Here is a 23,166-nt window from a genome sequence, read left to right on the forward strand (position 1 = left end):
CGGTGATTCCGTCGCAGCATCGGCTTTCAATGCCTAACGAGATTACATAAAACGATACATTATAAATTTAGAAAATTCTGACCATGTATATGACGATGGTTTTTATATAGAAGGAGAGACACTATCATGAAAAAGAACCTTTTTAAACAAGTATTATCGGCAGTCGTATTGACCATGGGCCTGGCAGGCGCAGCCTTCGTTTCGGCCGATTCCATCCAGTACAGTGACAACGGTGATTATAAAGCTGCTGTTGTTGAAACGGCACCGGCCTCGACGCCGGTAGTTGCCAGCCGAGTCTACAGTGAACATAACGACCACCAGGCCGTCATCAACTTGGATGCACCGGCAGCCAACATCGTAGCAGTCCGCGGTTACAGCGACAACGGTGATTCCGTTGCAGCATCGGCTTTCAACGCCTAACGAAACCGCATAAATCGATTCGTTATAAATTTAGAAAATTCCGACTCTTGGAAAATCCAATGGTTTTTATATAGAAGGAGAGACCCCATTATGAAAAAGAACCTTTTTAAACAAGTATTATCGGCAGCCGTATTGACCATGTCCCTGGCCGGCGGTGCCGCCTTCGTTTCGGCCGATTCCGTACAGTTCAGTGAAAACGGTGACTATCAGGCCGCTGTCAATTTAAGTGTACCGGCTGTTTCTAAGAGTGATGATATTCGCGGTTACAGCGAAAACAGAGATTATAATGCCGCCATTAACCTGAGCGTACCGGCAGCTGTAAAGAGCATCGATTCCGTCCAGTACAGCGAAAATCGTGACTACGTTGCAGCTTCGGCTTTTGACAACAACTAATCGATTTACAGTAAGACTTTCTTGATTGACGAAGACATTTCAATCACTTCATCTCGTAATAGCGAGTTACAGATAGATTCAGAAAATTCCAACCATGTGCATGACAATGGTTTTTATATAGAAGGAGATAGATTATGATGAAGAATATGTTTAAACAAGTATTATCGGCTATGGTATTGACCATGTCCTTGGCCGGAGGTGCTGCCTTCGTTTCGGCCGATTCTGTACAGTTCAGTGAAAACGGCGACTATCAGGCCGCTGTCAATCTGAGTGTACCGGCTGTTAGCAAGACAGCTGACTTCCGCGGCTACAGTGAAAACCGTGATTATGACGCCGCGATTAACCTGAGCGTACCGGCAGCTGTAAAGAGCGTCGATTCCGTACAGTACAGCGAAAATCGTGACTACGTCGCAGCTTCTGCTTTCGACAACAACTAATAACATCGCAACAACGATGTGTAGATAGATTAAGAAAATTCCAACCATTTGGCAAAGCCCTTGGTTTTTATGTAGAAGGAGATAAATCAAAGAGTGTCGATTCCGTTCAGTACAGTGAAAATCGTGACTTCGATGCCGCTCCAGCTTTTGACAATTAATAACAGATAGTGTACAGTTAGGGTGCACCTTTGAATTTATTATAACCATCAGGCTCAGCCCTTGGTTTTGATATACAGCATCAGGCTGTTTGTGCCGTAGAAATGATGCTCCTTATTGAGGATAACTTATGGTTTTTCGTAAGGTACAAAGGAGGAAACAACGATGTTAGGAAATTTTGCTTACCACAATCCGACGAAGCTTTATTTTGGGGACGAGTCCTTAGAATTTTTAAATAAGGAATTGCCGAACTACGGCGAAAATGTCGTTCTGGTCTATGGCGGCGGTTCCATTAAAAAGAACGGCGTCTACCAAGATATTCTGGATATTTTGCAGAAAAATGGTAAGAAGGTCGCTGAAATTTCCGGGGTTATGCCCAATCCGACGCTTGAAAAGTTATACGAAGGTATTGAAATTGCCCGCAGCCATCAGGCGGATTTCCTCTTGGCCGTCGGCGGCGGTTCTGTCTGTGACTACACGAAGGCCGTAGCCGTTTCGGTCCATTGCGACGAAGATCCCTGGGATAAATACTTTATCCGCTTTGAAGAACCGACCTGTCCTATCGTTCCCCTCGGCTGTGTGCTCACTATGGCCGGCACGGGCTCGGAAATGAACGCCGGCTCGGTCATTACCAACAGTGAAACGAAGCAGAAAATCGGCCATGTTTTCGCCAGCTCCGACGTCATGCCGAAATTCTCCATCCTGAATCCGCGGTATACCATGACCGTACCGGATTATCAGATGAAGGCCGGTATGTTCGATATCTTCAGCCATATCTGTGAACAGTATTTCTCCGGCACCGACGATGTGACCAGTGATTACCTCAGCGAAGGCCTGCTCCGTTCAGTCATCCACTCCAGCCGCATTGCCGTCAAGGATGCTCAGGATTATGAAGCCCGCAGCAATATCATGTGGTCGGCTACGTGGGCCTTGAATACGCTCTTGTCCTGCGGCAAGCCCGGTGACTGGATGGTCCATATGATGGGCCAGGCTGTCGGCGGCTATACCAATGCAACGCACGGCATGACCTTGTCCGCCGTTTCCCTGCCGTATTACCGCTATATCCTTCCGTACGGCCTGCCGAAGTTTAAACGCTTTGCTGAAAATGTATGGGGTGTACAGCCTGAAGGCAAAACGGATGAACAGATTGCCCGCGAAGGCCTCGACCGGATGGAAGACTGGATGAAGGAAATCGGCGTCGTCTTGTCCATTAAGGATCTGGGTGCTGACGAATCGATGCTCGACGGCATTGCCGACGTCACCATGATTCTTCGTGGCGGCTATAAAAAGCTTGACCGCCAGGAGCTCATTGATATTTTCAAAGCCAGCCTGAATCGAAAGGCATAACAAGTACGATCCGTATGATAGATTAAAAAAGGGTTCGCATGATTGTTTCATGCGAACCCTTTCTGGACGTCTTCACTTCGTTGTGTCTTGTACCAGACTTTGGCCTATTTCATAGGCCTCTTTCAGACAGATGGGGCCGGCTTTTTCTTGGTAGGCTTTTTCTTGGTAGGCTTTTTTGTCGCTTTCCGAGAAGACCGACGATTCATATTTCGAGTAATCGTTGAACTGCAGCGTATCGTAGGCCCAAAGGGTCTTCGGCGGAATGCCGAGGATGCGGTGGGCGAAGTCTTCCTGGGCTTCTACGTTTTGGGGCAGGTGGAATTCTTTCGCCTGTTCTTCCGTGACGTTCATGGTGTAGATAAAGGCTGATGGAATCTTTTTGCCGAAGACGGACGGGATTTCTGCGCTGTAAATATAGTTTGAGAAGAAGAGCCGTTCTAAAAAGGCATGCATGCCGGACGTGAGGCTCATAAAGTAGATGGGCGAGCCGAAGAGGAGGGCATCTGCTTCTTTAGCCTTCGTGAGGAAAGGCGACAAGTCGTCTTTTACGATGCACGTGCCGTGGTCCTTGTCTTTTCGCTTACAGTAAAAACAACTGATACAGCCTTTGTAATTCAAGGAATAGAGGTCGACGTATTCTGTGTCGGCTCCAGAAGCTGCGGCTCCCCGCAGGGCTTCTTTCAATAGTTTTGCCGTGTTGCCATTGCGGCGGGGACTGCCGTTAAAGGCCATAATTTTCATCATTCATCATCCTTTCTTTTAAATGTTATATCATTATATCGCGTTATATAGATTTATTCAAGAGGAAACCTATCGATTTAATGCATGGCGGGGGCTGAATCTCCGCGTATCTTGTCGTTACTGTATAAATAGGGGGAATTATCATGACGAAAAAAAACATCGTAGCTATCTTGGCAGCCGCCTTTATGGCTGTTAGCTTATCGGCCTGCAGCAGTGTCCGCACTCAGGCTGACGGCCAATCCGGGGCTACGGAACAGACGTCGCAGACGGCGGCAAAACCTAAGGTCGATGCCGATGCCAGTGCATCCATCAAGGGCGCTGCATCGGATCAGAAAGAAGGACAGCATACGGACAGCCGTCGGGCCGTCATTTATTTTTCTTCTCCTGACAGCAGCGACATGAATGCCTTGGAAGGGAGCACGCAGTATTTGGGCCGAGTCATTGCTGAAAAGACCGGGGCTGACGTCTTCCGTATCGTACCGATCAAGGCTTATCCGACCGATTACAGTGCCCATACGGCTCAGGCTAAGATGGAACAGGGGGAAAATGCCCGTCCGGCCATTCAGGATAATTTCGGTGACCTCAGTCAGTATGACACGATTTTCTTAGGCTATCCGATTTGGTGGGGAGATCTGCCTATGCCGGTCTATACCTTCCTGGAAAGCCACGATTTGAGCGGTAAAAAGATCATCCTCTTCGGAACCTATGGCAGCAGCGGATTGGGCGATACGGTCGAACACGTCCAGTCCATCGAAAAGGGAGCCGATGTCGAAACGAAGGCGTACGGCACTGCAGCCGGTGACGTCGGCAGTGCTAAGGATAAAGTCCTGTCCTGGCTGAGTGAATTAGGATATTAAAAATATTGCGGACAAGGGGGCGGCGTTAACGCCGTCTGGCCTTGGACTCTGTCATGAATATATAATGAAGGAATAAGGTGTATATATGGAAAATAAACGAGAGAACCAGCGGCGCGGCATCGACATGCTGAACGGATCGATTGCCGACAAACTCTTTCTGTTTGCCATGCCGATCGGACTCATGGGATTATTTGAACAGCTCTTTAACAGTGCTGACGTCTTTTTATTAGGTCATTTTGTCGGGAAAAGCGCCATGGCGGCTGTCGGCAACAATATGCCCGTCATCGGCATGATGGTCATGCTGCTCATGGGGATTTCCCTGGGAGCTAACGTGACCATCGCCCAGTATCTCGGGGCTAAACACGACGAAAAAGTGTCCCAGACGGTACAGACGGCCATCATTTTGTCGGTAGCACTGGGCGTATTATTGACCCTCATCGGCGAATTCATCGTCTATCCGGCTTTCCTCATTTTGGAAGTGCCCCTTGACGTCTATGATATGGCCGAAAGCTATTTGCGCATCTTTTTATTAGGCTTGCCTTTTCTATCGCTGTATAATTTTGAAGCGGCTATTTTCCGCAGCTGCGGCGACAGTAAGACGCCCCTTTACAGCTTGGTCATTGCCAACGGCATCAATATTATCCTGGGCTTCCTGTCGGTTGCGGTCTTTGATTTCGGTGTCGTCGGTATCGCCTGGGCGACGGTCATTGCCTATGCCGCAAATTCGCTGATTCTCTTGGTATTGCTCTGTCGGACGACGGATCGGATTCGCGTCAATTTGCGGGACCTTCATTTTTCTAAAGATGAATTGAGCCGCATTATTCGCATCGGTCTGCCGGCCGGGATCCAGGGCATGATTTTTGCCTTGTCCAACGTACTCATCCAGTCGGCCATCAACAGCCTGGGAACGGAAGCTATGGCTGCTTCGGCGGCAGGCTTTATCATTGAAGCCAATACGTACTGCTTCGTCAATGGCTTTAGTCAGGCGACGACGACCTTTATCGGCCAGAACTACGGGGCCCGCAACCTGCGCCGCTGCTTCCGCATTACGAAAGTTACCTTTGGCGTTGAAGCGGCCTTCCTCTTTGTCGTTACAGCCCTCATCCTCTTCTTTTCACCGGAACTCGTCGGTTTGTTCAACGACGATGCGGCTGTCGTCGCCCTGGGGACGACGAGATTGTTCTTCGTTCTCGGTACGTTTTACCTGAACGGCATGGTCGACATCCTGTCCGGCTCCCTTCGCGGCTACGGTTATTCTCTGCCGCCGGCCATCGTGGCCCTCATCGGAATCTGCGGCGTCCGAATCGTCTGGCTTTACACGGCCTTTGCCGCTCGTCCTGACTTTTCGGTCCTCATGGCGACCTATCCGGTCAGCTGGCTGTTTACGGTCATCGTTTTGGCCGTCGTCTATAATATGTGCCGTAAGCATATCGTAGCCGGTTTTGCCCATCGCGAAGCTTGATGAATCCCCGATTATATGATATAATGAATTGTAACAAAGAATTATTATTAGTTATTGTTTTAAAGGGGGCGTAAACCATGCGTATTGGTGAAGGTTTCATTGAAGAAATCAAAGAAAATGGCTTAGCCAAAGTGAGGGTTAGCCGCGACTCTCTTTATGTCGCCTGCAGTGCTTGTGCGGCGGCAGATCACGTTAAGATTGTAGCTTACAACTACCTCGGCGCCGATGAAGGCGACCGCGTTCGTTACCAAGTCGATGACTCCCATCTCATTTCCGGAGCTTTCGTCTGCTTCATCGTACCGGTCTTCTTGATCCTGGCTGCTGCAGTGCTCGGATATTTTGTCAACAGCAATGAAGTCGGTGCCTTGATTGGTGCTGCCATCGGCGCAGCTATTTCTGCGGTTATCCTTCGGACCTATGACAACGTGCTGGGACGTATCATTGATACGAAGGCCACGATTATCAGCATTGTCAGAGACGATGAGGATGAAAAATAGAAACTGTATAATGTTTTATTTGCGTAAAAACCAGGGGACCGGTCTGTACCAGTCCCCTGGTTTCGTGTTATAATAAACACTAGTCTGTTATGATAGGAGGTTTGAAAGATGCGTGCCATGGGAATCGATCCGGGGACGGCTATCTGCGGTTTTGGCGTCGTCGACAGTGACGGCAGCCGGTTGAAACCGGTGACGTATGGAACGATTCAGACGCCATCGAAATCGAGCGATGCAGAACGTCTGGTCATGCTCTTTGACGGCCTCAATGAACTTTATCGGAAATATCAGCCCGACCTCATCGGCGTCGAACAGCTTTTCTTCAATCGCAACGTTACGACGGCTATTACGGTCGGACAAGCCCGCGGCGTCATTTTGCTGACGGCTCAGCAGGCGGGCATCCCGATTCTGGAGTTTTCTCCTCTGCAGGTTAAGCAGGGGGTTACCGGCTACGGCCGGGCGACAAAGGAACAAGTCATCGATATGACCATGCGCCTCTTAGGCATCCGTCAGAAAATCAAGCCCGACGATGCTGCCGATGGCCTGGCCATGGCTATCTATGCCATTTATTCCAGTCACTCCATGAGTCTGAAACGGAAGGTACAGTTATGATCGGTTATGTAAAAGGCGTTGTCAGCCATATTTTTTCGAATTCCTGCTTTATCGACGTCCACGGCGTCGGCTATCGGACCTATGCGCCGGCTTCGACGCTGGACACGCTGATCGTCGGTCAAGAGGCCTTGCTTTATACCTATATGAGCGTCCGCGAAGACGCCATTCTCCTCTATGGCTTTGCCACTCAGGACGAATACGATCTCTTTATGCTCCTCATCGGCGTCAACGGCGTCGGTCCCAAAGTAGCTCTTGGCATTTTGAGTGCCGATAAGGCCGACGGCTTCCGCCTTGCCGTCCATCAGAAGGATATTAAGAGCCTGACCAAGATGCCCGGCATCGGCAAGAAGACGGCCGAACGGATTGTCTTGGAATTGCAGGATAAGATTGGTCTCGAAGGAACGGCTCCTGCGGCTGAAACGGGGGCTTCATCGGCACCGACAGGCCTTTCGGGCATGGTGGCTGAAACAGTTTCGGCCCTCACCGGCCTCGGTTACAGCGAGCAGGAAGTCCTGCCCGTAGCAGAAGCTCATGCAGGGGAATGCAAGTCCGTAGAAGACCTGTTGAGAGCGACCTTGAAGTCCTTAGGGAGCGGGAGGTAAGACATGGGAGAAAATCGCGTCATCGAGACTGCAGATTTGCCCGGTGATTCCTGGCAGTACAGTCTGCGGCCCCATTACTTTCGAGAATATATCGGTCAGACCAAGGCCAAAGAAAATTTAGAGATCTTTATAAAAGCCGCCAAGCTTCGCAAGGAAGCCTTAGACCACGTCCTCTTGTACGGACCTCCAGGTCTCGGCAAGACGACCATGGCCGGCATCGTCGCCAATGAACTCGGCGTCAACCTGCGCATCACGTCGGGACCGGCTATCGAGCGTCCCGGCGATTTGGCGGCCTTATTGACCAATTTGCAGGAACGGGATCTGTTGTTCATCGACGAAATCCACCGCCTGTCTCACAGCGTCGAAGAAGTCCTCTATGCAGCCATGGAAGACTATGCCCTGGATATCGTCATCGGCAAGGGCCCCAGTGCCCGATCGGTGCGCATCGATCTGCCGCCCTTTACCTTGGTCGGGGCGACGACTCAGGTGGGCCGCTTGGCGCCGCCTCTTCGCGACCGCTTCGGCGTCATCTGCCGCCTGGAATTTTATAAGCCCGAAGACTTGGTGCTCATCATCAAGCGGACAGCTGATATTTTAGCCATGAATATCGACGACGACGGGGCCTTTGAGATCGCCCGCCGTTCGCGGGGAACGCCGCGTATTGCCAATCGCCTGTTGAAGCGCGTTCGTGACTTTGCCCAGGTCGCCGACGTCGAGACGATTACGGCTGACCTTGCCAATCATGCCCTCAATCGACTGGAAGTCGATTCGTGTGGTCTCGACCGGACGGACCGCAAGGTTCTGCAGGTCATCATCGAAAAATTCGGCGGCGGCCCCGTCGGCCTCGATACGATTGCCGCTGCCATCAGCGAGTCCGTCGATGCCGTAGAAGACGTATACGAGCCCTTCTTGATGCAGCAGGGCTTTTTGAATCGCACTCCCCGGGGCCGCGTCGTTACCGATGCTGCCTATCGGCATTTGGGTCTGCCCGTGCCGACAGGGGAATGAGGAGGGACAGCATGGGAAAATTATTGCTCATGATCGGCGTCTTTTTCATCCTTGCCGGCCTCATCTGGATGGCCGGTGATGCCTTGGGAATCGGAAAGTTTTTGGGCCATTTGCCCGGCGATATTTCCTTTACCAGAGGGAATACGTCCTTTTCCTTTCCCATCGTAACCTGTATCATTATCAGCGTCATCTTGACGATTGTATTGAATCTATTCTTTCGTTTATGAGGTGCGTTTTTATGAATAAACGAAGTCGATTGGCTTTTATTTGTACGGTGGCTGCCGTCTGCACACTCCTTACGACCAGTGCCTGGGCAGCCTCTGCTAAAGATAAAAAAACGGTTTCGCGCCAGCCTGTAAAGACGGTTCAGACAAAATCTGTCCGGTCGTCCAAAACGACTGTGCCGCAGCCTGTTGAGGAAAGTACCGATACGGTACGCATCGGTATCCGCGAAGGGCAGGGGCGCGTATCCCTTACGAGCCCTCAAGGGCTCGGCATTTATCGCGGGAATTCTCTTTGGAAGAAGTCGGCAGCCAATGTGCCGGTTACGGTGACCCTGTCGGGATCGGATTTGGCCCTTAACGGAACGGCCGGCAAGGGAAGCCTTCGCGTTCGCTCCTTGGGGAAAGACGGCGTGGTTAAGATTACCGACGGCTATACCTACCGCGGTGACCTGGAATTGATGAAGTCTCCCGGACGCTGGGGGATTACCGTCGTCAATGTTCTTCCCGTCGAACAGTACCTCTACGGCGTCGTCGGCAAAGAAATGTCGCCGTCGTGGAGTGAAGAAGCCCTCAAGGCTCAGGCCGTCGCCGCCCGGACCTACGCCATTGCCCATAAGCGCCGTTTCAGTCAGCGCGGCTTCGATTTGACCGACGATACGTCGAGTCAGGTCTATGCCGGTGTCGGCGGTGAATCGCCGGCAGTCATCAAGGCGGTCAATGCGACTAAGGGCGAAATCCTGACCTATCAGGGAAAGCCCATCGATGCCTTCTTCTTCTCGACGGCCGGCGGCTGGACCGAAAACAGTGAAAATGTGTGGGGAACCTACATCCCCTACCTGCGGGGCGTCAGCGATACCAGCAATAAGATGCCGGGCTATCGCTGGGCCGTAACGACGACGCCGGAAAAGATGGAAACTAAGCTGGCCGCTGCCGGAAAGGGCGTAGGGAAAATCAAGTCGATTACCTTGTCGCCCTTGGCAAAAAGGCCCATGACCGAATCCGACCGCGGTGTTTCCGGTCGGGTCCAGTCGCTGATCATCCATGGTACCAAGGGCAATGTCACCGTAAAGGGGTTGGCATTCCAATCGATTTTCGGTCTGCGCAGCACCCTCTTTGATTTTTACAGCGGCAAGGGTACGGCACCGGATCCCGACACGGGGAAGGTCGCCCGCAAGCGCGACTTTACGGTCAAAGCGGGACAGCCTTTGACGATTTACGGTTTCGGCTGGGGCCACGGCCTGGGAATGAGCCAGTACGGGGCTTACCAGATGGCTCAGGAGCACGCCGGAGAAAGAGATTACTACCGCAAGATTTTAACCCATTATTATACGGGAACGGAAATAAAAAAGCTCTATTAATGCATTAAAAGAGGAAGGTCTTATTGTGAAACTGACAGATTTTTATTACGATTTACCGAAAGAACTCATCGCCCAGCATCCGGCAGAACCGCGGGATCATGCCCGGCTCATGCTGTATGATAGAAAGAGCGGCGATGTAGCCCATAAATACTTTTATGACCTCGTCGATGAACTCCATGAAGGCGACGTCTTGGTCTTTAACGATTCCCGCGTCATTCCGGCCCGGATTTACGGGAAACGGATCCCGACGGGCGGCAAGGTAGAAGTCCTGCTGTTGACTCCCGTCGGCGACGACCGCTGGGAAGTCCTGGTAAAACCGGGGAAGAAGGCCTTGCCGGGAACGACCCTTGAATTTGCCGAAGGCCTTACGGGGACGGTCGAAGATCGGACCGATTTTGGCGGCCGTATCATCAAATTCTCCTACGACGGCAATTTCGACGATATCATCGATTCCATCGGGGAAATGCCCCTTCCGCCGTATATCCACGAAAAGATAGAAGACCCCAATCAGTATCAGACGGTCTATGCCAATGAACGCGGCTCGGCGGCAGCGCCGACGGCCGGCCTTCACTTTACGGAAGACTTGCTGCAGAAAATCCGCGATAAGGGCGTAGAAGAAGTCTTCATCACCCTCCACGTCGGACTCGGGACCTTCCGGCCTGTCGAAGAAGAAAACATTGAAGATCACGAAATGCACAGCGAATTTTACAGCATTACGGAAGAAGCGGCAGCGACGATCAACAAGGCCAAGGCCGAAGGCCGGCGGGTCATTGCCGTCGGTACGACCAGTATCCGGACCCTTGAAAGCGCCGGTACGACGGGGACCTTGAAGGCCGGTTCCGGCTGGACCAATATCTTCATCTATCCGGGCTTTACCTTCCACATCGTCGATGCCCTGGTCACCAATTTCCATCTTCCTGAATCGACACTGCTCATGCTCATCAGTGCCTTGTCGACGCGGGAAAAAATCTTGAAAGCCTATGAAACGGCGGTCAAGGAAAAATACCGTTTCTTCAGTTTTGGCGATGCCATGTTCATTCATTAGGGAGGAATCTATGGTTATTACCTACGAACAACAGGCCGAATGCGACGGCGCCCGTGCCGGAATCCTGCGTACGCCTCACGGTACGTTCAAGACGCCCATGTTCATGCCTGTCGGTACGCAGGCGACGGTCAAGACGCTGACGCCGGAAGAGCTCTATGACATGGGGGCTCAAGTCATTCTCAGCAATACGTATCATCTGTTCCTCCGTCCGGGCCATGACCTGGTTCAAGAAGCGGGGGGACTTCATAAGTTCATGAACTGGAAGCAGGCCATCTTAACCGACAGCGGCGGCTTTCAGGTCTTCAGCCTCGGTCAGATGCGCAAAATAACCGAAGAGGGGGTCACCTTCCGTTCCCACTTGGACGGCTCGAAAAAATTCTTGTCGCCGGAAGTGTCGATGGACATTCAGATGGCCCTCGATTCCGATATTGCCATGGCCTTTGACGAATGCATCCCCTATCCGTCCGATTATGAATACACCAAACTCTCGACGGAACGGACCAGCCGCTGGGCCAAGCGCTGCCTCGACCATCATCACAGCGATACACAGGGGCTCTTCGGCATCGTTCAGGGCGGGATGTACAAGGATCTTCGTCAGCAGAGCTGCCGCGATCTGGTCGACATGGATTTTGACGGCTACGGCATCGGCGGCTTGAGTGTTGGCGAATCTAAGGATATAATGTATGATATATTAGAGAATACAACGCCCTACCTGCCCAAGACCAAGGCCCGTTATCTGATGGGCGTCGGGACTCCCGATTGTCTTCTTGAAGGCGTCGCCCGCGGCGTCGACATGTTCGACTGCGTCTTCCCGACCCGCGTGGCCCGCAACGGCATGGCTATGACCCATGAAGGGCGGCTGACCGTGCGCAACGCCAAGTATGCTCATGATTTTCATCCCATTGAAGAGGGCTGCCAGTGTTATACGTGCCGCAACTATTCGCGGGCCTATATCCGCCACCTCTTCAAGGCGGAAGAACTCCTGGCATACCGCTTGGTCAGTATTCACAATCTCTACTTCCTGCTGCAGTTCATGCGGGATATGCGCCAGTCGATCTTCGACGGGACGTTCCGCGAGTTCCGCCGGGATTTTTGGAAAAGGTATCAAGACGCGTAAAGGCGCTTGCACATAAAAAATATTTTTTTAATTGATGGAGGTGTTTGACATGGATATGACTGAACAGCTTACTGCTTTTTGGCCCATAATCCTCATGGTCGTCATTTTTTATTTTCTGCTGTGGCGGCCGCAGAAGAAACAGCAGAAGAGACGGCAGGAAATGCTGGACAGCCTGAAACCCGGTGCTAAAATCGTCACCGTCGGCGGCGTCATGGGGACCATCGTGTCTTTGCACGACGATTACCTCGTTATCCGCGTAGCCGATAAGGTCGAAATCCGCGTTACCCGCGCAGCTGTCGCTCAGGTCCTGAGCAAGGGCAGTGAAGGCAAGAAGGCTGCCAAGAAGGCCGAAAAGCCGGAAGTTGTTGAAGCAAACAATGACGTCAAAGCAGAAGCAGCCCAGCCGGCTGACGAAAACCAGAAAGATGCTCAGTAAAAAGGAACTGCGCAGCGCCATGTATGACCGCCTCCATCGTTTGACGGAAGCCGAAAAGAATTCGGCCAGTGCGGCTGTCTGTGCCCGGATTATGGCCCACCCGGCCTATGCCCGGGCACGGCGCATCATGGCCTTTCTCAATATGCCTGATGAAGTCAGCCTCGACGCCTTGATGGCACAGGCCATTGCGGATGGGAAAGAGGTCTACGTTCCGGTCTGCGTCAGTCGGACCGACATCGAAGCAGCCCGCCTCGAAGGTTTGGAACAGGCTGTCGTCGGAGCCTACGGCATCCGCACGGCGCCCGAGGACAGTCTGCACATTGCGGCGTCTGACCTCGATGTCATCTTGGTCCCGGGCCTTGCCTTTGATGAAAAAGGCGGCCGCTTAGGCCACGGCGCGGCTTATTACGACCGTTTCCTCAGTGGGAAAGGGGAGGCAGCTGCCATTGCTGCAGCTTGGGACGTTCAGATCGTTCCGGAAGTTCCCATGGAAGCTCACGACGTCATCATGACTGAAATCGTCACGGATAAACGCCATCTCGTGCTTCACCAATAAAACCATAGATTTACCCAGAGGGGGGAGTATCGTTGCGGACTCGTAACATGATAAAATTTTTTGGGGCCGTCATCATCATCGTGGCAGCCTTTGTTACTTTGATCAATCCGCTTGCCAACTCCATTAAACAGGGCCTGGACTTACAGGGCGGTACGCATATCGTCTTGGAAGCTGAAGATACGCCGGATGCACCGGTTACGGAAGACTCCTTGAGCCGTGCCGTCACCATCGTCGAACGCCGTATCAATGAAATGGGCCTGACCGAACCGCTTGTTCAGAAAGAAGGGGCTCGGCGAATCATCGTCGAACTGCCGGGTGAAAAAAATCCGGAAAAAGCCATCGAAACAATCGGGAAAACGGCGGTCATGGAGTTTAAAGATGAAAGCGGAACGACGCGGATGACCGGGAGCGATTTGAAAACGGCAAAAGAACAAATCGACCAGGGTCATAAAAACGTCGTCGGCATTGAATTTACCGATGAAGGGGCTAAAAAATTCGCTGACCTTACGGCATCGAATGTAGGCCATAAAATCGGTATCTACCTCGACGGCGAACTCTTGACCAACCCCGTCGTCAACGAACCGATTACGGGCGGCAAGGCCGTCATCACCGGCAGCCAGACTTTGGAAGATGCCAAGAATTTAGCCATCCTCCTTCGTTCGGGCGCCCTGCCTGTTAAATTGAAAGTCATGGAAGTCCGCACCATTGGTCCGAGCCTGGGCCTTGACTCGAAGCTCAAGAGTGAAAAGGCTTTTGCCATCGGCATCCTGTTGATTATGGTCTTTTTAATCGTCATTTACCGTATGTCCGGTATCGTAGCCAATATCGCCCTCTTGGTATACGTCCTCATCCTGCTGGGTATTTTGAAGTACCTCGATGCGACGCTGACCTTGCCGGGGATTGCCGGTGTTATCCTGTCTATGGGTTTCGCCGTCGATGCCAACATCCTCATCTTTGAACGATTTAAAGAAGAAGTCTTGGTCGGCAAGACATTGCGAACGTCGATGGAAGCCGGCTTCCGCCGGGCTTTCAATACCATCCTCGACGCCAACGTATCGGTCATGATCGCTGCCATCGTCCTCATCGTCATGGGCAGCGGCACGGTCAAGGGCTTTGCCGTCAACTTGGCCTTGGGCCTGGTCGTCAGCATGTTCACGGCTATCGTCGTCAGCCGTTCGCTCCTGACCTGGTTCATCAATACGGGATTGATCACCAATCCCTGGTTCTACGGGTTAAACCGTAAACCGCCTGAACATATGCTGAAAAAGGGGGGACAGAAATGAGTTTTGATATTATCAAACATCGCACGTGGTGGTTCATCTTATCGTCTGTCCTGGTCCTTGCCAGCCTGATTTCTATCTTTATCAATGGATTTAACTTCGGTATCGATTATACCGGCGGTACCATCCTCGACATGCAGTTCAATAAGGCCGTCAGTGTTTCGGAAGTTCGTCAGGTCATCGATCAATCGAATATGGACCTGGGCAATACGGTCATCCAGCTGACCGGCGTTACCGACCAGGATTCGTCGACAGACGTCATGCTGCGCATGCGCAACCTGTCCAGTGACGAAACCAAGGCCGTGTCCGAAAAATTGAGCACCTCTTTGGGCGGTGCCGAAGTCAAACGGACCGAATCGGTCGGTGCCGTCATCGGCTCGGAAGTCACGAAAAATGCCGTTACCAGCCTGGCTGTGGCCTTCATTGCCTTAGCGGCCTATATTTCCTTCCGCTTCGAGTATAAGATCGCCATTTCGGCCCTTATTTCCATCGTACACGATTTGATCATGGTCTTAGGCGTTTTCTCTTTCTTCCATTTGGAAATCGACGCCACCTTCTTAGCGGCCATCTTGACCGTCGTTGGCTATTCCATGAACGAAGCCGTCGTCATCTTTGACCGCGTCCGTGAAAACACGCGGACTCACCGGCGGACCGACTCTTATGAAAAACTGGCGCATGACAGTATTTCTCAGAGTATCCACCGCAGTATCTACACCTTGTCGACGGTTCTCTTTGCCTGCGGCGCCCTCCATTTCTTCGGCGGCGAATCGACAAAGAACTTCTCCCTGGTCATGCTCATCGGCTTTATCAGCGGGGCTTACTCGTCCATCTGTGTCGATACGTCGATCTGGGTCGTATGGAAGAATCATACGTCGAACCGGCGCGGCCTGAAATCTTCTGACGATGAATCGGAAGAAGACGAAGAAGCTGCGGAAACGCAAAAAGGATAAAAATAAGGGATGTCCCATGGAGTTTTGCCTTCATGGAACAGCCTTTTTTCATTTGACAAAGGACTCCTTCCTTGAAGAAAGAAGCCCTTGAGGAGGAATTAGGATGTTTAAAATCGATGCACTGGGCAAAGCCTGCCCTTTACCGGTCATTGAAGCCCATAAGGCTTTGAAGGATCATGATGCCATTGAAATTACCGTCGATAATGAAATCGCAACGGAAAATCTCAAAAACTTATCAGAACAGATGAATTGTGCCTATACGATGACTAAGGAATCGGATACCCATTATACGGTCACTTTGGTCAAAGAAGGGGCCGCTCCTGTTGAAGACGCACCGGCTGTATCGGGTTCTGATTATATCGTCGTCCTCAATGCGCCTGTCATGGGTCTCGGCGACGATACGCTCGGCAAGAACCTCTTGAAGACTTTTATTTATACCCTGACTGAACAGGACGTACTGCCCAAGCAGATTATCTGCTACAACGGCGGCGTATCCCTGGTCACGGAAGATTCCGAGTCCCTCGAAGATTTGAAGCATCTTGAAGAAGAAGGCGTTGAAGTCTACGCCTGCGGGGCCTGCCTCAACTACTATGGCCTGACCGATAAGGTCGCCGTCGGCTCTATTACCAACATGTTCCGCATTGTTGAAATGATGCGTACGGCCAATCGCATCGTCAAACCGTAAGCGATGGAACAGACGATCATAAAAGCGGCCATTCTCGTGTCGTTCATTCTTTGCGGATATATTTTAAAGCAGCTGCGCCTCTTTGGGCGCAGCACTTTTCATACCATATCGACGATTGTCTTTAATATAACCCTGCCGTCGGTCATCATTGCCAACCTGAACGGCATCCACTTCGAGGTGCATTACCTTTTCATCAGCCTCCTGGCCATCGTCTTCAACCTGCTTATGGTCGGCCTTGGCTATGGTGTCGGGCGGACGAAAAGCGAAAAGGCCTTTTATATGCTCAATATGAACGGCTATAATATCGGCAATTTTGCCCTGCCCTTCGTATCGTATTTCTTCGACAGTGCGGCGGTCCTCATCGTCTGCATCTTTGACGCCGGCAACTCCCTCATGTGTCTCGGCGGCGGTTATGGCCTGGCCCGCTACGTCCGTGGGGCAAAAGGGGATAATATCTTTTATATCTTGGCCAAGACGATCTTTTCATCCCTGCCGGTCCTGTCCTACATCCTGATGCTTATCCTGGCTTTGGGGGGCCTCTCTCTGCCCCAAGTGGTCATTGACTGGGTCAAGGTGCCGGCTTCGGCCAATACCTTCTTGTCGATGCTGATGATCGGCGTTGCCCTGGGCTTGTCCTTAAAGAAGGAATACCTGCACCTCATCTATACGGATGTAGGTCTGCGCCTATTGATCTCTGTCGTCTTTGCTGCCTTTATTTATGTCGGCCTCGACTATTCCATGGACATCAAGCGGGTCCTCATGGTCCTGGTCTTTGCCCCGGTTGCCGGCATGGCCTGCTACTATACGGCGAAATTGAAGTTAAAGATCGAAGTGGCGGCCTGCATCAGTTCGTTATATATCCTCATTTCCATCGTCGTCATGTCGACGCTCATCGTCGTCTTGGAAACGATATGACCGATCGGCCAAGAGCTCTTCTTCTAAGGCCGCCGGTACCGTCGACGGACTGCGGGTGATGTAGTAGCTGTCGACCTTTGGCGGTTCGAAATCGAGGAGGGGAATGGCCCGCAGCCGCTTGGAGGCTAAGTCGTCTTCGATGAGGCTTTTCGGCAAAAAGGTATAGCCGATGCCTTCGGCGACGTACTGCGGGAGCTTAGTGCTGTTGTCGATTTCTAAGGGGAAGCGGTGATGGCGCGGAAAGAGGTCCTGTATGTAGAGGCCGACGCCTTGGAGGGCGAAGTTACAGAATAAGTAATCGATTTTTTGCAGATCATCCTTATAGATGCCCTTGGCGTACGAGGTATCGGATTCCTTACAGACCAGGACCAATGAGTCGGTCCGGTAGGGCTGGCAGACGAAGCCGCTTTTGAACATAGCACTGAAGGAAAAGATGGCGTCGAGGGTCCCTTCTTGGAGCTGGCGCATCATGTCGGCCGTATGGCTGATAGTGACATGGAGAGAGACGTCTTTCTGCTTCTTTAAGTAGCTGCGGATGCGGCGCTGAAGGTGGCTTTCGTAAATCGTATTGGTCGTACCGATGTTTACTTTTTGGGCGTACGTCGGCGAGGACTGGATATCCTGAAGGGCCGTCAGTTCGAGAGAGACGAAGCGTTGGGCATAATCGAGGAATTTTTGACCCGACGCCGTCAGGTCGACCTGTTTGTGGCTGCGGATGAAGAGGGGGACGCCCAGTTCCATCTCCAAGTCGCGGATGCGGTTGGTTACCGTCGACTGGGCGACGAAGAGCTGCTGCGCCGTTTTCGTAAAGTTCTTTATTTGTGCCAGGGCAATGAATGTCCGGAGTGTCGTCGTATCCATAGCCGGACCTCCTTTTCTTGCAATTTGATTATCGAATGGAATGAATTGAAATAATCTATTTCACAAATTATCTCTTTGTATTATATAATAATCATTGTAGAGAAACAATGAAATGCAAGTTTGTTTTGTAGTTTAGATTATGCATCTTGCTGTATTATAAGAAATTGGAGCTGAATCAGATGAACAAGAAAACTGTCCCCTTTAATGAAGAACAGATTCGTTCTATCATTGCCAAGTACCCGACACCTTTTCATATTTATGATGAAAAAGCCATTGTCGATAACGTTCGAAAATTGATAAAGGCTTTTGATTGGGCCCATGATTTCAAAGAGTATTTTGCCGTTAAGGCTGCACCGAATCCGTATCTCATGCGTCTCTTGCAGAAAGAAGGCGTCGGTGCTGACTGCAGCTCCATGGCAGAATTGGAACTATGTGACAAAGTTGGCATTACCGGCCATGATATCGTCTTTTCTTCCAATGACACGCCTTATGAAGAATTTAAAAGAGCCATGGAACTCGGTGCTTTGATCAACCTCGACGACATTTCCATGATTGACTTCATGGAACAGCGCGGTCCTTTGCCGGATTGGATTTGCGCCCGTTATAATCCGGGCCCCCTCCTTCAGGGCGGCAACGATATCATCGGTACGCCGGAAGAAGCCAAATACGGTATGACCCGTGAACAGATTTTCGACGCCTTCCGCATCCTGAAAGAAAAAGGCGTATCCCACTTCGGCTTGCACACCATGGTCGTATCCAATGAACTCCAGGTAACGGGCCTCATTCATACGGCCAAGATGATGTTTGAATTGGCTGCGGAAGTACAGGAACTCCTCGGCATCGATATCGAATTCCTCGATTTTGGCGGCGGCATCGGCCTTCCGTACCGTCCGGAAGAATCGTTCATCGATTACGATGAATTGAGTGCCGGCATCAAACAGTATTTTGAAGCCATCATGGTTCCGAGAGGCCTCGGCAAATGCCGCCTTTCCTTCGAATGCGGCCGTGCCATCACCGGTCCTTACGGCTACTTGGTCACGACGGCTATCCATCACAAACATATTTGGAAGGAATATATCGGCGTCGATGCCAGCATGGCCAACCTCATGCGTCCCGGCATGTACGGCTCCTACCACTACCTGTCGGTCATGGGCAAGGAAGACGCTCCCAAGGATCACGTCTATGACGTCGTCGGCTCGCTCTGCGAAAACTGCGATAAATTCGCCGTCGACCGCAGCCTGCCGGAAATCGAAGACGGCGACATCCTGGTCATCCATGACACGGGGGCTCACGGCCACTCCATGGGCTTTAATTACAACGGCAAGCTTCGCTCGGCCGAACTCCTCCTTCATGCCGATGGAACGGTGACTCAGATCCGCCGGGCGGAAACGTTAGATGACCTCTTTGCGACTATCGACTTTTCAAACTTATAAATGAAAGTAAATCATCCTCCTTACATACTGTAAGGGGGATTTTTTTTCAATTTATTTTAAATTTTAATATATTTTTAATCTTTATCGAGTATAATACAGATATAACATACCGTCATTCATCTGAATAGGGAGAAAGGAGGCATCTTGGCTGATGGGGGCTTATGATATATTGACCGGGACCCAGCTTTGCATGGCTGTGGCCATGATTGCCTATGGCTTTTACTTTAAAAAGAAACGAACGTGCCGCGTGTGGTATTTCTCCGGTCCGGCATGGCTGATTGCCATTTGGTCGGCTGTTGTATTATACTACTATTCAGAATATCCTTTTTTAACGATCCTCTGCTTCCTCATGGGATTTTTCTTAGGCATGGGAATCGGATTGTGGGTTAAAAAAGGCCTGCCGGAACTGACCTACTGCAGGGAACGGCGGCGCCTCCAATGCCCGCCGATGAAGAAGGCCATGCCGGCCTATCTGATCATCTGCATCGTATTTGCCTCCTTCCAGTTCGTGGGCTACCATTTTTCTTTCATTACGCACTCCTGGTTCTTTAATGAAGTACTGGGCTTTGCACCGGGACTCTGTACGGGTTTGTTGTGGGGAAGGGGCATTGCCATGCTGCTCGATATCCCTGTACGGGGACAGCAGGTATATAAAGATATTTAGGAGGGAATTTTCATGGACAATACACAGCGGAGAGAACAAATCCTTCAGATGCTGCACGAATCGACGGCTGCCGTTACCGGTACGGCCTTAGCTAAGGCCTGCAGCGTCAGCCGCCAAATCATCGTCGGCGACGTCGCCCTTTTGCGTGCCCAAGGGGTCGGCATCATTTCAACGCCCCGGGGCTATCAGCTGGTTACACCGTTAAAGAAGGGCTGTACGCGGGTCTTCGTCTGCTGCCACGGTATGGATTTGATGGAAGCCGAGCTCGAAGCCATCGTTGACAACGGGGGCATCGTCCACAACGTCGTCGTCGAACACGAGGTCTACGGCAATTTGGAAGGGACCTTGAATCTTCATTCTCGCCGCGACGTCCAGCAGTACATCAAGCGGATGAAAGACTCTAAGGCCGAATTGCTGAGCACCATCAGCGGCGGCATTCATACGCATTTGGTCGAAGCCAAGACGGAAGAAGAACTCGATGCTATTCATAAGGCTTTGCATGACTTAAAGGTCTTATACGGCGATTGACTTTTTCCTTCCATATGCTACAATGATGTCATGTCAAATTATGTGTCATGACAGTTGTACAGATAGGAGGAAACATCTCATGTTGTTAGACCGGTTGGAAGCCCTGCCTGTAGGCAGGTTCCACTATAAACTACTCTTGGTCACCGGTTTGGGCTGGCTTTTTGATTCCATGGATACAGGGCTCATCGCCTTTATCCTGCCCGTCCTTGCTAAAGAATGGGGATTGGCCCCGGGGCAGATGGGCCTCATCGGCAGCATCGGACTCATCGGTATGGCCCTTGGCGCCGTCGTATCCGGTACGGCTGCCGACCGCATGGGCCGCAAGAAAGTCTTTACGATTACGGTATTGATTTATAGCATTGCTTCGGCTTTCTGTGCATTATCCTGGAGTTATGAATCGCTGCTCATTTTTCGCTTTCTCGTAGGCTTCGGCCTTGGCGGGGAATTGCCCGTGGCGGCGACGTTGGTCTCTGAATATGCTCCGTCGCGGGTGCGCGGCCGGTTCATCGTCCTCTTGGAAAGCTTTTGGGGCCTCGGCTGGATTGCCGCTGCCTGCATCGCCTATTTCTTCATTCCCGTCTATGGCTGGCGCATGGCTTTCTTGATCGGTGCCCTGCCGGCGCTGTATGTCTGCCTCATTCGCCTTCATATGCCGGAATCGGTCCGTTATCTCCTGGCTCACGGCCGCGTAGCGGAAGCGCGGAATATCGTCGTTTCCATCGAAAAAACGCTGCATGTGCCCGTCGCACCTTTTTCCGATGCCGATGAACGGATGCCGACTGTAACCAAGGCTTCGTTCCATGAATTGTGGAAAAAGCCCTTTATCTCACGGACGGTCATGCTGTGGCTGGTTTGGTTCGGCATTAACTTCAGCTACTACGGTATTTTCATGTGGTTGCCGTCCCTCGTTTTCCAGCAGGGATTCACGGTCGTCAAGACCTTTGAATACGTCCTGGTCATGACCTTGGCCCAGCTTCCGGGCTATTACTGTGCCGCCTGGCTGGTCGACAAAATCGGGCGCAAGTATACCTTGTCGTCGTTCCTCTTATTCAGCGGCGTTGCCAGCTATTTCTTCGGCCACGCTTCGACGGCTTCGATGCTCATGATCTGGGGCGCTGTCATGTCCTTCTTTAACCTCGGTGCCTGGGGCGTGCTCTATACCTATACGCCGGAACAGTATCCGACGGCCATTCGGGCTCTCGGAAGCGGCTGGGCTGCCGGGTTTGGACGCTTTGGCGGCATGGCGGCCCCGGTCATGGTCGGTGTGCTCTTGGGGCAGCACTTTGATTTCGGTGGTGTCTTCTATATGTTTGCCTTCGTCTTCATCGCCATTGCCGTCGTCGTCATGGGCCTGGGCATGGAAAGCAAGCAAAAGAACTTAGAGAGCATGACTGAACAATTTGCCGATGCCAAGTGATGTAAATTTTGTAAAAAAGGGTTAATTGCAATACCAATTAGGACACTCGAGACAATTCGGCCTGAAATTTAGATTCAGCATCTTCGTAAGCAAAGATTTTTCGAGGCAGTTCATTGATCCAGCGTTCAATCATCGCAATGGTTTGAGAAGACACTTTCGCTAAATCGCTTCCTTGGGGGATAAACCGTCGGACAAGACTGTTCTGCTTTTCATTGGTCCCTCGTTCGAAAGACGAATATGGGTGTGCATAATAGCATTGGATGTCTGGGAAGTCGGTTGCCAATTGAGCAAATTCGCTGCCATTATCCGATGTAATGGATTTAAACAGAGGCTGTTCTGTCTTGGGATACAGGGCCAGTACCTGCTGCAGTCCCTGCTTTACCGCAGCGGCTGTCTTACTTGCGATTTTTACGATATGCCGTTTTCGGGTCATTCGTTCGTCCAACACTAACAGGGCCGGACCTTGGTTCCGGGCATTTACGATGGTATCGATTTCCCAGTGTCCAAACTCCTTGCGGGCATTCACGGAGTCGCTTCGCAGCTCGATACTGCTGCCTATAAGCCGGCGATGTTGACGGACCTGGTGTCGAGTGGTGCGAAGTCGTACCCGTAACGGCAAGTCTATATTCTTAACCGGAATTAATTGCAGATTGATATAGTTGTACAGCGTTTTAGTCGAGACGACGTGAGGAAACAGCTTGTTTCGGATCGCTCTTCCTCGAGCTGCATCCGGGGACAGGTGATGCTTTTTGATTTGCTCTGTCACATATTGGAGAAAGGGTTGGACGAGCGCTGCTTTAAAAGGATGGCGGGAATGTTTGCGCCGCTGTTCATACACTAACTGCCCCGTATCGGCAAAGTAGCGATAGTATGTTTTACCGTATGAATTAACTTGTTCTGCAGTACCTCGTTTGATTTCATAATAGAGGGTGGAGCGGGCGATTCCCAATTGCTGGGCGATTTGAGTTTTAGCGACTTTTTGTTCCAATAGAGCTTGAATTTGTCCTCGCTGGGTGGGCGTAAGGTGTTTAAAAGAGCGTTTAGATATGGTAGAATGGACATGAGACATGGCGGAGACCTCCTAATGGTGTTTTGTGGTGAATCTATCATAACAGAGATCTCCGTTTATGTCTTTTTTTATATGTCCGAATTCATTATACAATCAACC

27 protein-coding genes are annotated in these 23,166 nt (G+C 51.3%); 24 read left to right on the plus strand and 3 right to left on the minus strand.

The genetic code is table 11. The features are described 5' to 3' along the window. The first annotated feature begins 126 nt into the window (after positions 1-126). From UCI88_RS01875 to UCI88_RS01890, 4 genes are all read left to right on the plus strand, one after another. Entirely contained in the window at positions 127-420 is a 294-nt protein-coding gene (locus tag UCI88_RS01875; RefSeq protein WP_256180257.1) for a hypothetical protein, read from the plus strand. 90 nt (positions 421-510) lie between these two features. After that, positions 511-813, plus strand: a complete 303-nt coding sequence (locus UCI88_RS01880; protein WP_256180258.1) for a hypothetical protein — start codon at positions 511-513, stop codon at positions 811-813. A 134-nt stretch (positions 814-947) separates the two neighbouring features. Next, positions 948-1,250, plus strand: a complete 303-nt coding sequence (locus UCI88_RS01885) for a hypothetical protein (RefSeq protein ID WP_256180260.1) — start codon at positions 948-950, stop codon at positions 1,248-1,250. Between the two features lie 321 nt (positions 1,251-1,571). Continuing rightward, positions 1,572-2,753: an iron-containing alcohol dehydrogenase gene (locus UCI88_RS01890; protein ID WP_044504953.1), complete on the plus strand. Its 1,182-nt coding sequence runs from the start codon at positions 1,572-1,574 to the stop codon at positions 2,751-2,753. Positions 2,754-2,825: 72 nt separating this feature from the next. Here UCI88_RS01890 and UCI88_RS01895 read toward each other — a convergent pair whose 3' ends face one another. Then, positions 2,826-3,497 carry a flavodoxin family protein gene (locus UCI88_RS01895; RefSeq protein WP_330023946.1) on the minus strand — a complete coding sequence of 224 codons (672 nt, stop codon included), beginning with the start codon at positions 3,495-3,497 and terminating at the stop codon, positions 2,826-2,828. A gap of 140 nt (positions 3,498-3,637) precedes the next feature. Between UCI88_RS01895 and UCI88_RS01900 the strand changes: the two genes are divergently transcribed. The 16 genes from UCI88_RS01900 to UCI88_RS01975 all read left to right on the plus strand — a co-directional run bounded on the left by UCI88_RS01900 (position 3,638) and on the right by UCI88_RS01975 (position 17,095). Further along, on the plus strand, positions 3,638-4,351 hold the full coding sequence (locus UCI88_RS01900; RefSeq protein ID WP_256180262.1) for a flavodoxin: 714 nt from the start codon (positions 3,638-3,640) through the stop codon (positions 4,349-4,351). Positions 4,352-4,436: 85 nt separating this feature from the next. Further along, a complete protein-coding gene (locus UCI88_RS01905; RefSeq protein WP_256180263.1) occupies positions 4,437-5,813 on the plus strand; it encodes an MATE family efflux transporter in 1,377 nt (458 codons plus the stop codon). A gap of 77 nt (positions 5,814-5,890) precedes the next feature. Continuing rightward, the gene (locus UCI88_RS01910; RefSeq protein ID WP_044504947.1) at positions 5,891-6,310 is read left to right on the plus strand and encodes a SoxR reducing system RseC family protein; all 420 of its coding nucleotides are present in this window, start codon (positions 5,891-5,893) and stop codon (positions 6,308-6,310) included. A gap of 108 nt (positions 6,311-6,418) precedes the next feature. Beyond that, positions 6,419-6,919: a crossover junction endodeoxyribonuclease RuvC gene (ruvC, locus tag UCI88_RS01915; protein WP_044504945.1), complete on the plus strand. Its 501-nt coding sequence runs from the start codon at positions 6,419-6,421 to the stop codon at positions 6,917-6,919. Continuing rightward, positions 6,916-7,521, plus strand: a complete 606-nt coding sequence (gene ruvA / locus UCI88_RS01920) for a Holliday junction branch migration protein RuvA (RefSeq protein ID WP_044504943.1) — start codon at positions 6,916-6,918, stop codon at positions 7,519-7,521. Before ruvC ends, ruvA begins: the two co-directional genes overlap by 4 nt. 3 nt (positions 7,522-7,524) lie before the next feature. After that, positions 7,525-8,529 carry a Holliday junction branch migration DNA helicase RuvB gene (ruvB, locus tag UCI88_RS01925; RefSeq protein ID WP_044504941.1) on the plus strand — a complete coding sequence of 335 codons (1,005 nt, stop codon included), beginning with the start codon at positions 7,525-7,527 and terminating at the stop codon, positions 8,527-8,529. An 11-nt stretch (positions 8,530-8,540) separates the two neighbouring features. Further along, positions 8,541-8,756 (plus strand): DUF2905 domain-containing protein, encoded by a 216-nt coding sequence (locus tag UCI88_RS01930; protein WP_225069013.1) that lies wholly within the window; start codon positions 8,541-8,543, stop codon positions 8,754-8,756. An 11-nt stretch (positions 8,757-8,767) separates the two neighbouring features. Continuing rightward, positions 8,768-10,111 (plus strand): SpoIID/LytB domain-containing protein, encoded by a 1,344-nt coding sequence (locus tag UCI88_RS01935; protein ID WP_256180264.1) that lies wholly within the window; start codon positions 8,768-8,770, stop codon positions 10,109-10,111. Between the two features lie 25 nt (positions 10,112-10,136). Further along, positions 10,137-11,156, plus strand: a complete 1,020-nt coding sequence (gene queA / locus UCI88_RS01940; protein ID WP_256180265.1) for a tRNA preQ1(34) S-adenosylmethionine ribosyltransferase-isomerase QueA — start codon at positions 10,137-10,139, stop codon at positions 11,154-11,156. Between the two features lie 10 nt (positions 11,157-11,166). Then, positions 11,167-12,273 (plus strand): tRNA guanosine(34) transglycosylase Tgt, encoded by a 1,107-nt coding sequence (gene tgt / locus UCI88_RS01945; protein WP_044504938.1) that lies wholly within the window; start codon positions 11,167-11,169, stop codon positions 12,271-12,273. Positions 12,274-12,322: 49 nt separating this feature from the next. After that, positions 12,323-12,709: a preprotein translocase subunit YajC gene (gene yajC / locus UCI88_RS01950; RefSeq protein ID WP_044504935.1), complete on the plus strand. Its 387-nt coding sequence runs from the start codon at positions 12,323-12,325 to the stop codon at positions 12,707-12,709. Further along, positions 12,699-13,265 (plus strand): 5-formyltetrahydrofolate cyclo-ligase, encoded by a 567-nt coding sequence (locus tag UCI88_RS01955; protein WP_044504933.1) that lies wholly within the window; start codon positions 12,699-12,701, stop codon positions 13,263-13,265. The genes yajC and UCI88_RS01955 overlap by 11 nt, the downstream gene beginning before the upstream one ends. A gap of 47 nt (positions 13,266-13,312) precedes the next feature. After that, positions 13,313-14,548 (plus strand): protein translocase subunit SecD, encoded by a 1,236-nt coding sequence (gene secD / locus UCI88_RS01960; protein ID WP_044504932.1) that lies wholly within the window; start codon positions 13,313-13,315, stop codon positions 14,546-14,548. Beyond that, complete coding sequence (secF, locus tag UCI88_RS01965) at positions 14,545-15,495, plus strand: protein translocase subunit SecF (RefSeq protein ID WP_044504930.1); 951 nt, start codon at positions 14,545-14,547, stop codon at positions 15,493-15,495. Before secD ends, secF begins: the two co-directional genes overlap by 4 nt. A 103-nt stretch (positions 15,496-15,598) precedes the next feature. Next, the gene (gene yedF / locus UCI88_RS01970) at positions 15,599-16,180 is read left to right on the plus strand and encodes a sulfurtransferase-like selenium metabolism protein YedF (RefSeq protein WP_044504928.1); all 582 of its coding nucleotides are present in this window, start codon (positions 15,599-15,601) and stop codon (positions 16,178-16,180) included. A gap of 3 nt (positions 16,181-16,183) precedes the next feature. Beyond that, on the plus strand, positions 16,184-17,095 hold the full coding sequence (locus UCI88_RS01975; protein ID WP_044504927.1) for an AEC family transporter: 912 nt from the start codon (positions 16,184-16,186) through the stop codon (positions 17,093-17,095). Here UCI88_RS01975 and UCI88_RS01980 read toward each other — a convergent pair. Further along, positions 17,033-17,956 (minus strand): LysR family transcriptional regulator, encoded by a 924-nt coding sequence (locus UCI88_RS01980; RefSeq protein ID WP_065360366.1) that lies wholly within the window; start codon positions 17,954-17,956, stop codon positions 17,033-17,035. The two genes, UCI88_RS01975 and UCI88_RS01980, sit on opposite strands and share 63 nt — an antisense overlap. 179 nt (positions 17,957-18,135) lie before the next feature. Here UCI88_RS01980 and UCI88_RS01985 point away from each other — a divergent pair, with 179 nt between their 5' ends. The 4 genes from UCI88_RS01985 to UCI88_RS02000 all read left to right on the plus strand — a co-directional run bounded on the left by UCI88_RS01985 (position 18,136) and on the right by UCI88_RS02000 (position 21,998). Then, a complete protein-coding gene (locus tag UCI88_RS01985) occupies positions 18,136-19,389 on the plus strand; it encodes a diaminopimelate decarboxylase family protein (RefSeq protein WP_071822362.1) in 1,254 nt (417 codons plus the stop codon). 151 nt (positions 19,390-19,540) lie between these two features. Next, a complete protein-coding gene (locus tag UCI88_RS01990; protein ID WP_044504925.1) occupies positions 19,541-20,053 on the plus strand; it encodes a hypothetical protein in 513 nt (170 codons plus the stop codon). A 12-nt stretch (positions 20,054-20,065) separates the two neighbouring features. Continuing rightward, positions 20,066-20,581 carry a transcription repressor NadR gene (locus UCI88_RS01995; RefSeq protein WP_256180266.1) on the plus strand — a complete coding sequence of 172 codons (516 nt, stop codon included), beginning with the start codon at positions 20,066-20,068 and terminating at the stop codon, positions 20,579-20,581. 79 nt (positions 20,582-20,660) lie between these two features. Beyond that, a complete protein-coding gene (locus UCI88_RS02000) occupies positions 20,661-21,998 on the plus strand; it encodes an MFS transporter (RefSeq protein ID WP_044504923.1) in 1,338 nt (445 codons plus the stop codon). 37 nt (positions 21,999-22,035) lie between these two features. On the opposite strand, the gene UCI88_RS02005 is transcribed toward UCI88_RS02000, so the two are convergent. Continuing rightward, the gene (locus UCI88_RS02005) at positions 22,036-23,067 is read right to left on the minus strand and encodes an IS30 family transposase (RefSeq protein WP_256180407.1); all 1,032 of its coding nucleotides are present in this window, start codon (positions 23,065-23,067) and stop codon (positions 22,036-22,038) included. Positions 23,068-23,166: the final 99 nt, after the last annotated feature.

The organism is Megasphaera massiliensis, assembly GCF_036305205.1.
GTDB lineage: Bacteria > Bacillota > Negativicutes > Veillonellales > Megasphaeraceae > Megasphaera > Megasphaera massiliensis.

What these genes read in the sequence shown, in the direction of transcription:
- UCI88_RS01955 (WP_044504933.1), top strand. Translation starts at nt 12,699, where the DNA reads ATGCTCAGTAAAAAGGAACTGCGCAGCGCCATGTATGACCGCCTCCAT.
- ruvC (WP_044504945.1), top strand. Translation starts at nt 6,419, where the DNA reads ATGCGTGCCATGGGAATCGATCCGGGGACGGCTATCTGCGGTTTTGGC.
- secD (WP_044504932.1), top strand. Translation starts at nt 13,313, where the DNA reads ATGATAAAATTTTTTGGGGCCGTCATCATCATCGTGGCAGCCTTTGTT.
- UCI88_RS01905 (WP_256180263.1), top strand. Translation starts at nt 4,437, where the DNA reads ATGGAAAATAAACGAGAGAACCAGCGGCGCGGCATCGACATGCTGAAC.
- UCI88_RS01875 (WP_256180257.1), top strand. Translation starts at nt 127, where the DNA reads ATGAAAAAGAACCTTTTTAAACAAGTATTATCGGCAGTCGTATTGACC.
- UCI88_RS01890 (WP_044504953.1), top strand. Translation starts at nt 1,572, where the DNA reads ATGTTAGGAAATTTTGCTTACCACAATCCGACGAAGCTTTATTTTGGG.
- UCI88_RS01995 (WP_256180266.1), top strand. Translation starts at nt 20,066, where the DNA reads ATGGACAATACACAGCGGAGAGAACAAATCCTTCAGATGCTGCACGAA.
- UCI88_RS01990 (WP_044504925.1), top strand. Translation starts at nt 19,541, where the DNA reads ATGGGGGCTTATGATATATTGACCGGGACCCAGCTTTGCATGGCTGTG.
- UCI88_RS01880 (WP_256180258.1), top strand. Translation starts at nt 511, where the DNA reads ATGAAAAAGAACCTTTTTAAACAAGTATTATCGGCAGCCGTATTGACC.
- UCI88_RS02005 (WP_256180407.1), bottom strand. Translation starts at nt 23,067, where the DNA reads ATGTCTCATGTCCATTCTACCATATCTAAACGCTCTTTTAAACACCTT.
- UCI88_RS02000 (WP_044504923.1), top strand. Translation starts at nt 20,661, where the DNA reads ATGTTGTTAGACCGGTTGGAAGCCCTGCCTGTAGGCAGGTTCCACTAT.
- UCI88_RS01900 (WP_256180262.1), top strand. Translation starts at nt 3,638, where the DNA reads ATGACGAAAAAAAACATCGTAGCTATCTTGGCAGCCGCCTTTATGGCT.
- UCI88_RS01985 (WP_071822362.1), top strand. Translation starts at nt 18,136, where the DNA reads ATGAACAAGAAAACTGTCCCCTTTAATGAAGAACAGATTCGTTCTATC.
- ruvB (WP_044504941.1), top strand. Translation starts at nt 7,525, where the DNA reads ATGGGAGAAAATCGCGTCATCGAGACTGCAGATTTGCCCGGTGATTCC.
- secF (WP_044504930.1), top strand. Translation starts at nt 14,545, where the DNA reads ATGAGTTTTGATATTATCAAACATCGCACGTGGTGGTTCATCTTATCG.
- UCI88_RS01975 (WP_044504927.1), top strand. Translation starts at nt 16,184, where the DNA reads ATGGAACAGACGATCATAAAAGCGGCCATTCTCGTGTCGTTCATTCTT.
- UCI88_RS01885 (WP_256180260.1), top strand. Translation starts at nt 948, where the DNA reads ATGATGAAGAATATGTTTAAACAAGTATTATCGGCTATGGTATTGACC.
- ruvA (WP_044504943.1), top strand. Translation starts at nt 6,916, where the DNA reads ATGATCGGTTATGTAAAAGGCGTTGTCAGCCATATTTTTTCGAATTCC.
- yajC (WP_044504935.1), top strand. Translation starts at nt 12,323, where the DNA reads ATGGATATGACTGAACAGCTTACTGCTTTTTGGCCCATAATCCTCATG.
- UCI88_RS01895 (WP_330023946.1), bottom strand. Translation starts at nt 3,497, where the DNA reads ATGATGAAAATTATGGCCTTTAACGGCAGTCCCCGCCGCAATGGCAAC.
- UCI88_RS01910 (WP_044504947.1), top strand. Translation starts at nt 5,891, where the DNA reads ATGCGTATTGGTGAAGGTTTCATTGAAGAAATCAAAGAAAATGGCTTA.
- UCI88_RS01935 (WP_256180264.1), top strand. Translation starts at nt 8,768, where the DNA reads ATGAATAAACGAAGTCGATTGGCTTTTATTTGTACGGTGGCTGCCGTC.
- tgt (WP_044504938.1), top strand. Translation starts at nt 11,167, where the DNA reads ATGGTTATTACCTACGAACAACAGGCCGAATGCGACGGCGCCCGTGCC.
- UCI88_RS01930 (WP_225069013.1), top strand. Translation starts at nt 8,541, where the DNA reads ATGGGAAAATTATTGCTCATGATCGGCGTCTTTTTCATCCTTGCCGGC.
- yedF (WP_044504928.1), top strand. Translation starts at nt 15,599, where the DNA reads ATGTTTAAAATCGATGCACTGGGCAAAGCCTGCCCTTTACCGGTCATT.
- UCI88_RS01980 (WP_065360366.1), bottom strand. Translation starts at nt 17,956, where the DNA reads ATGGATACGACGACACTCCGGACATTCATTGCCCTGGCACAAATAAAG.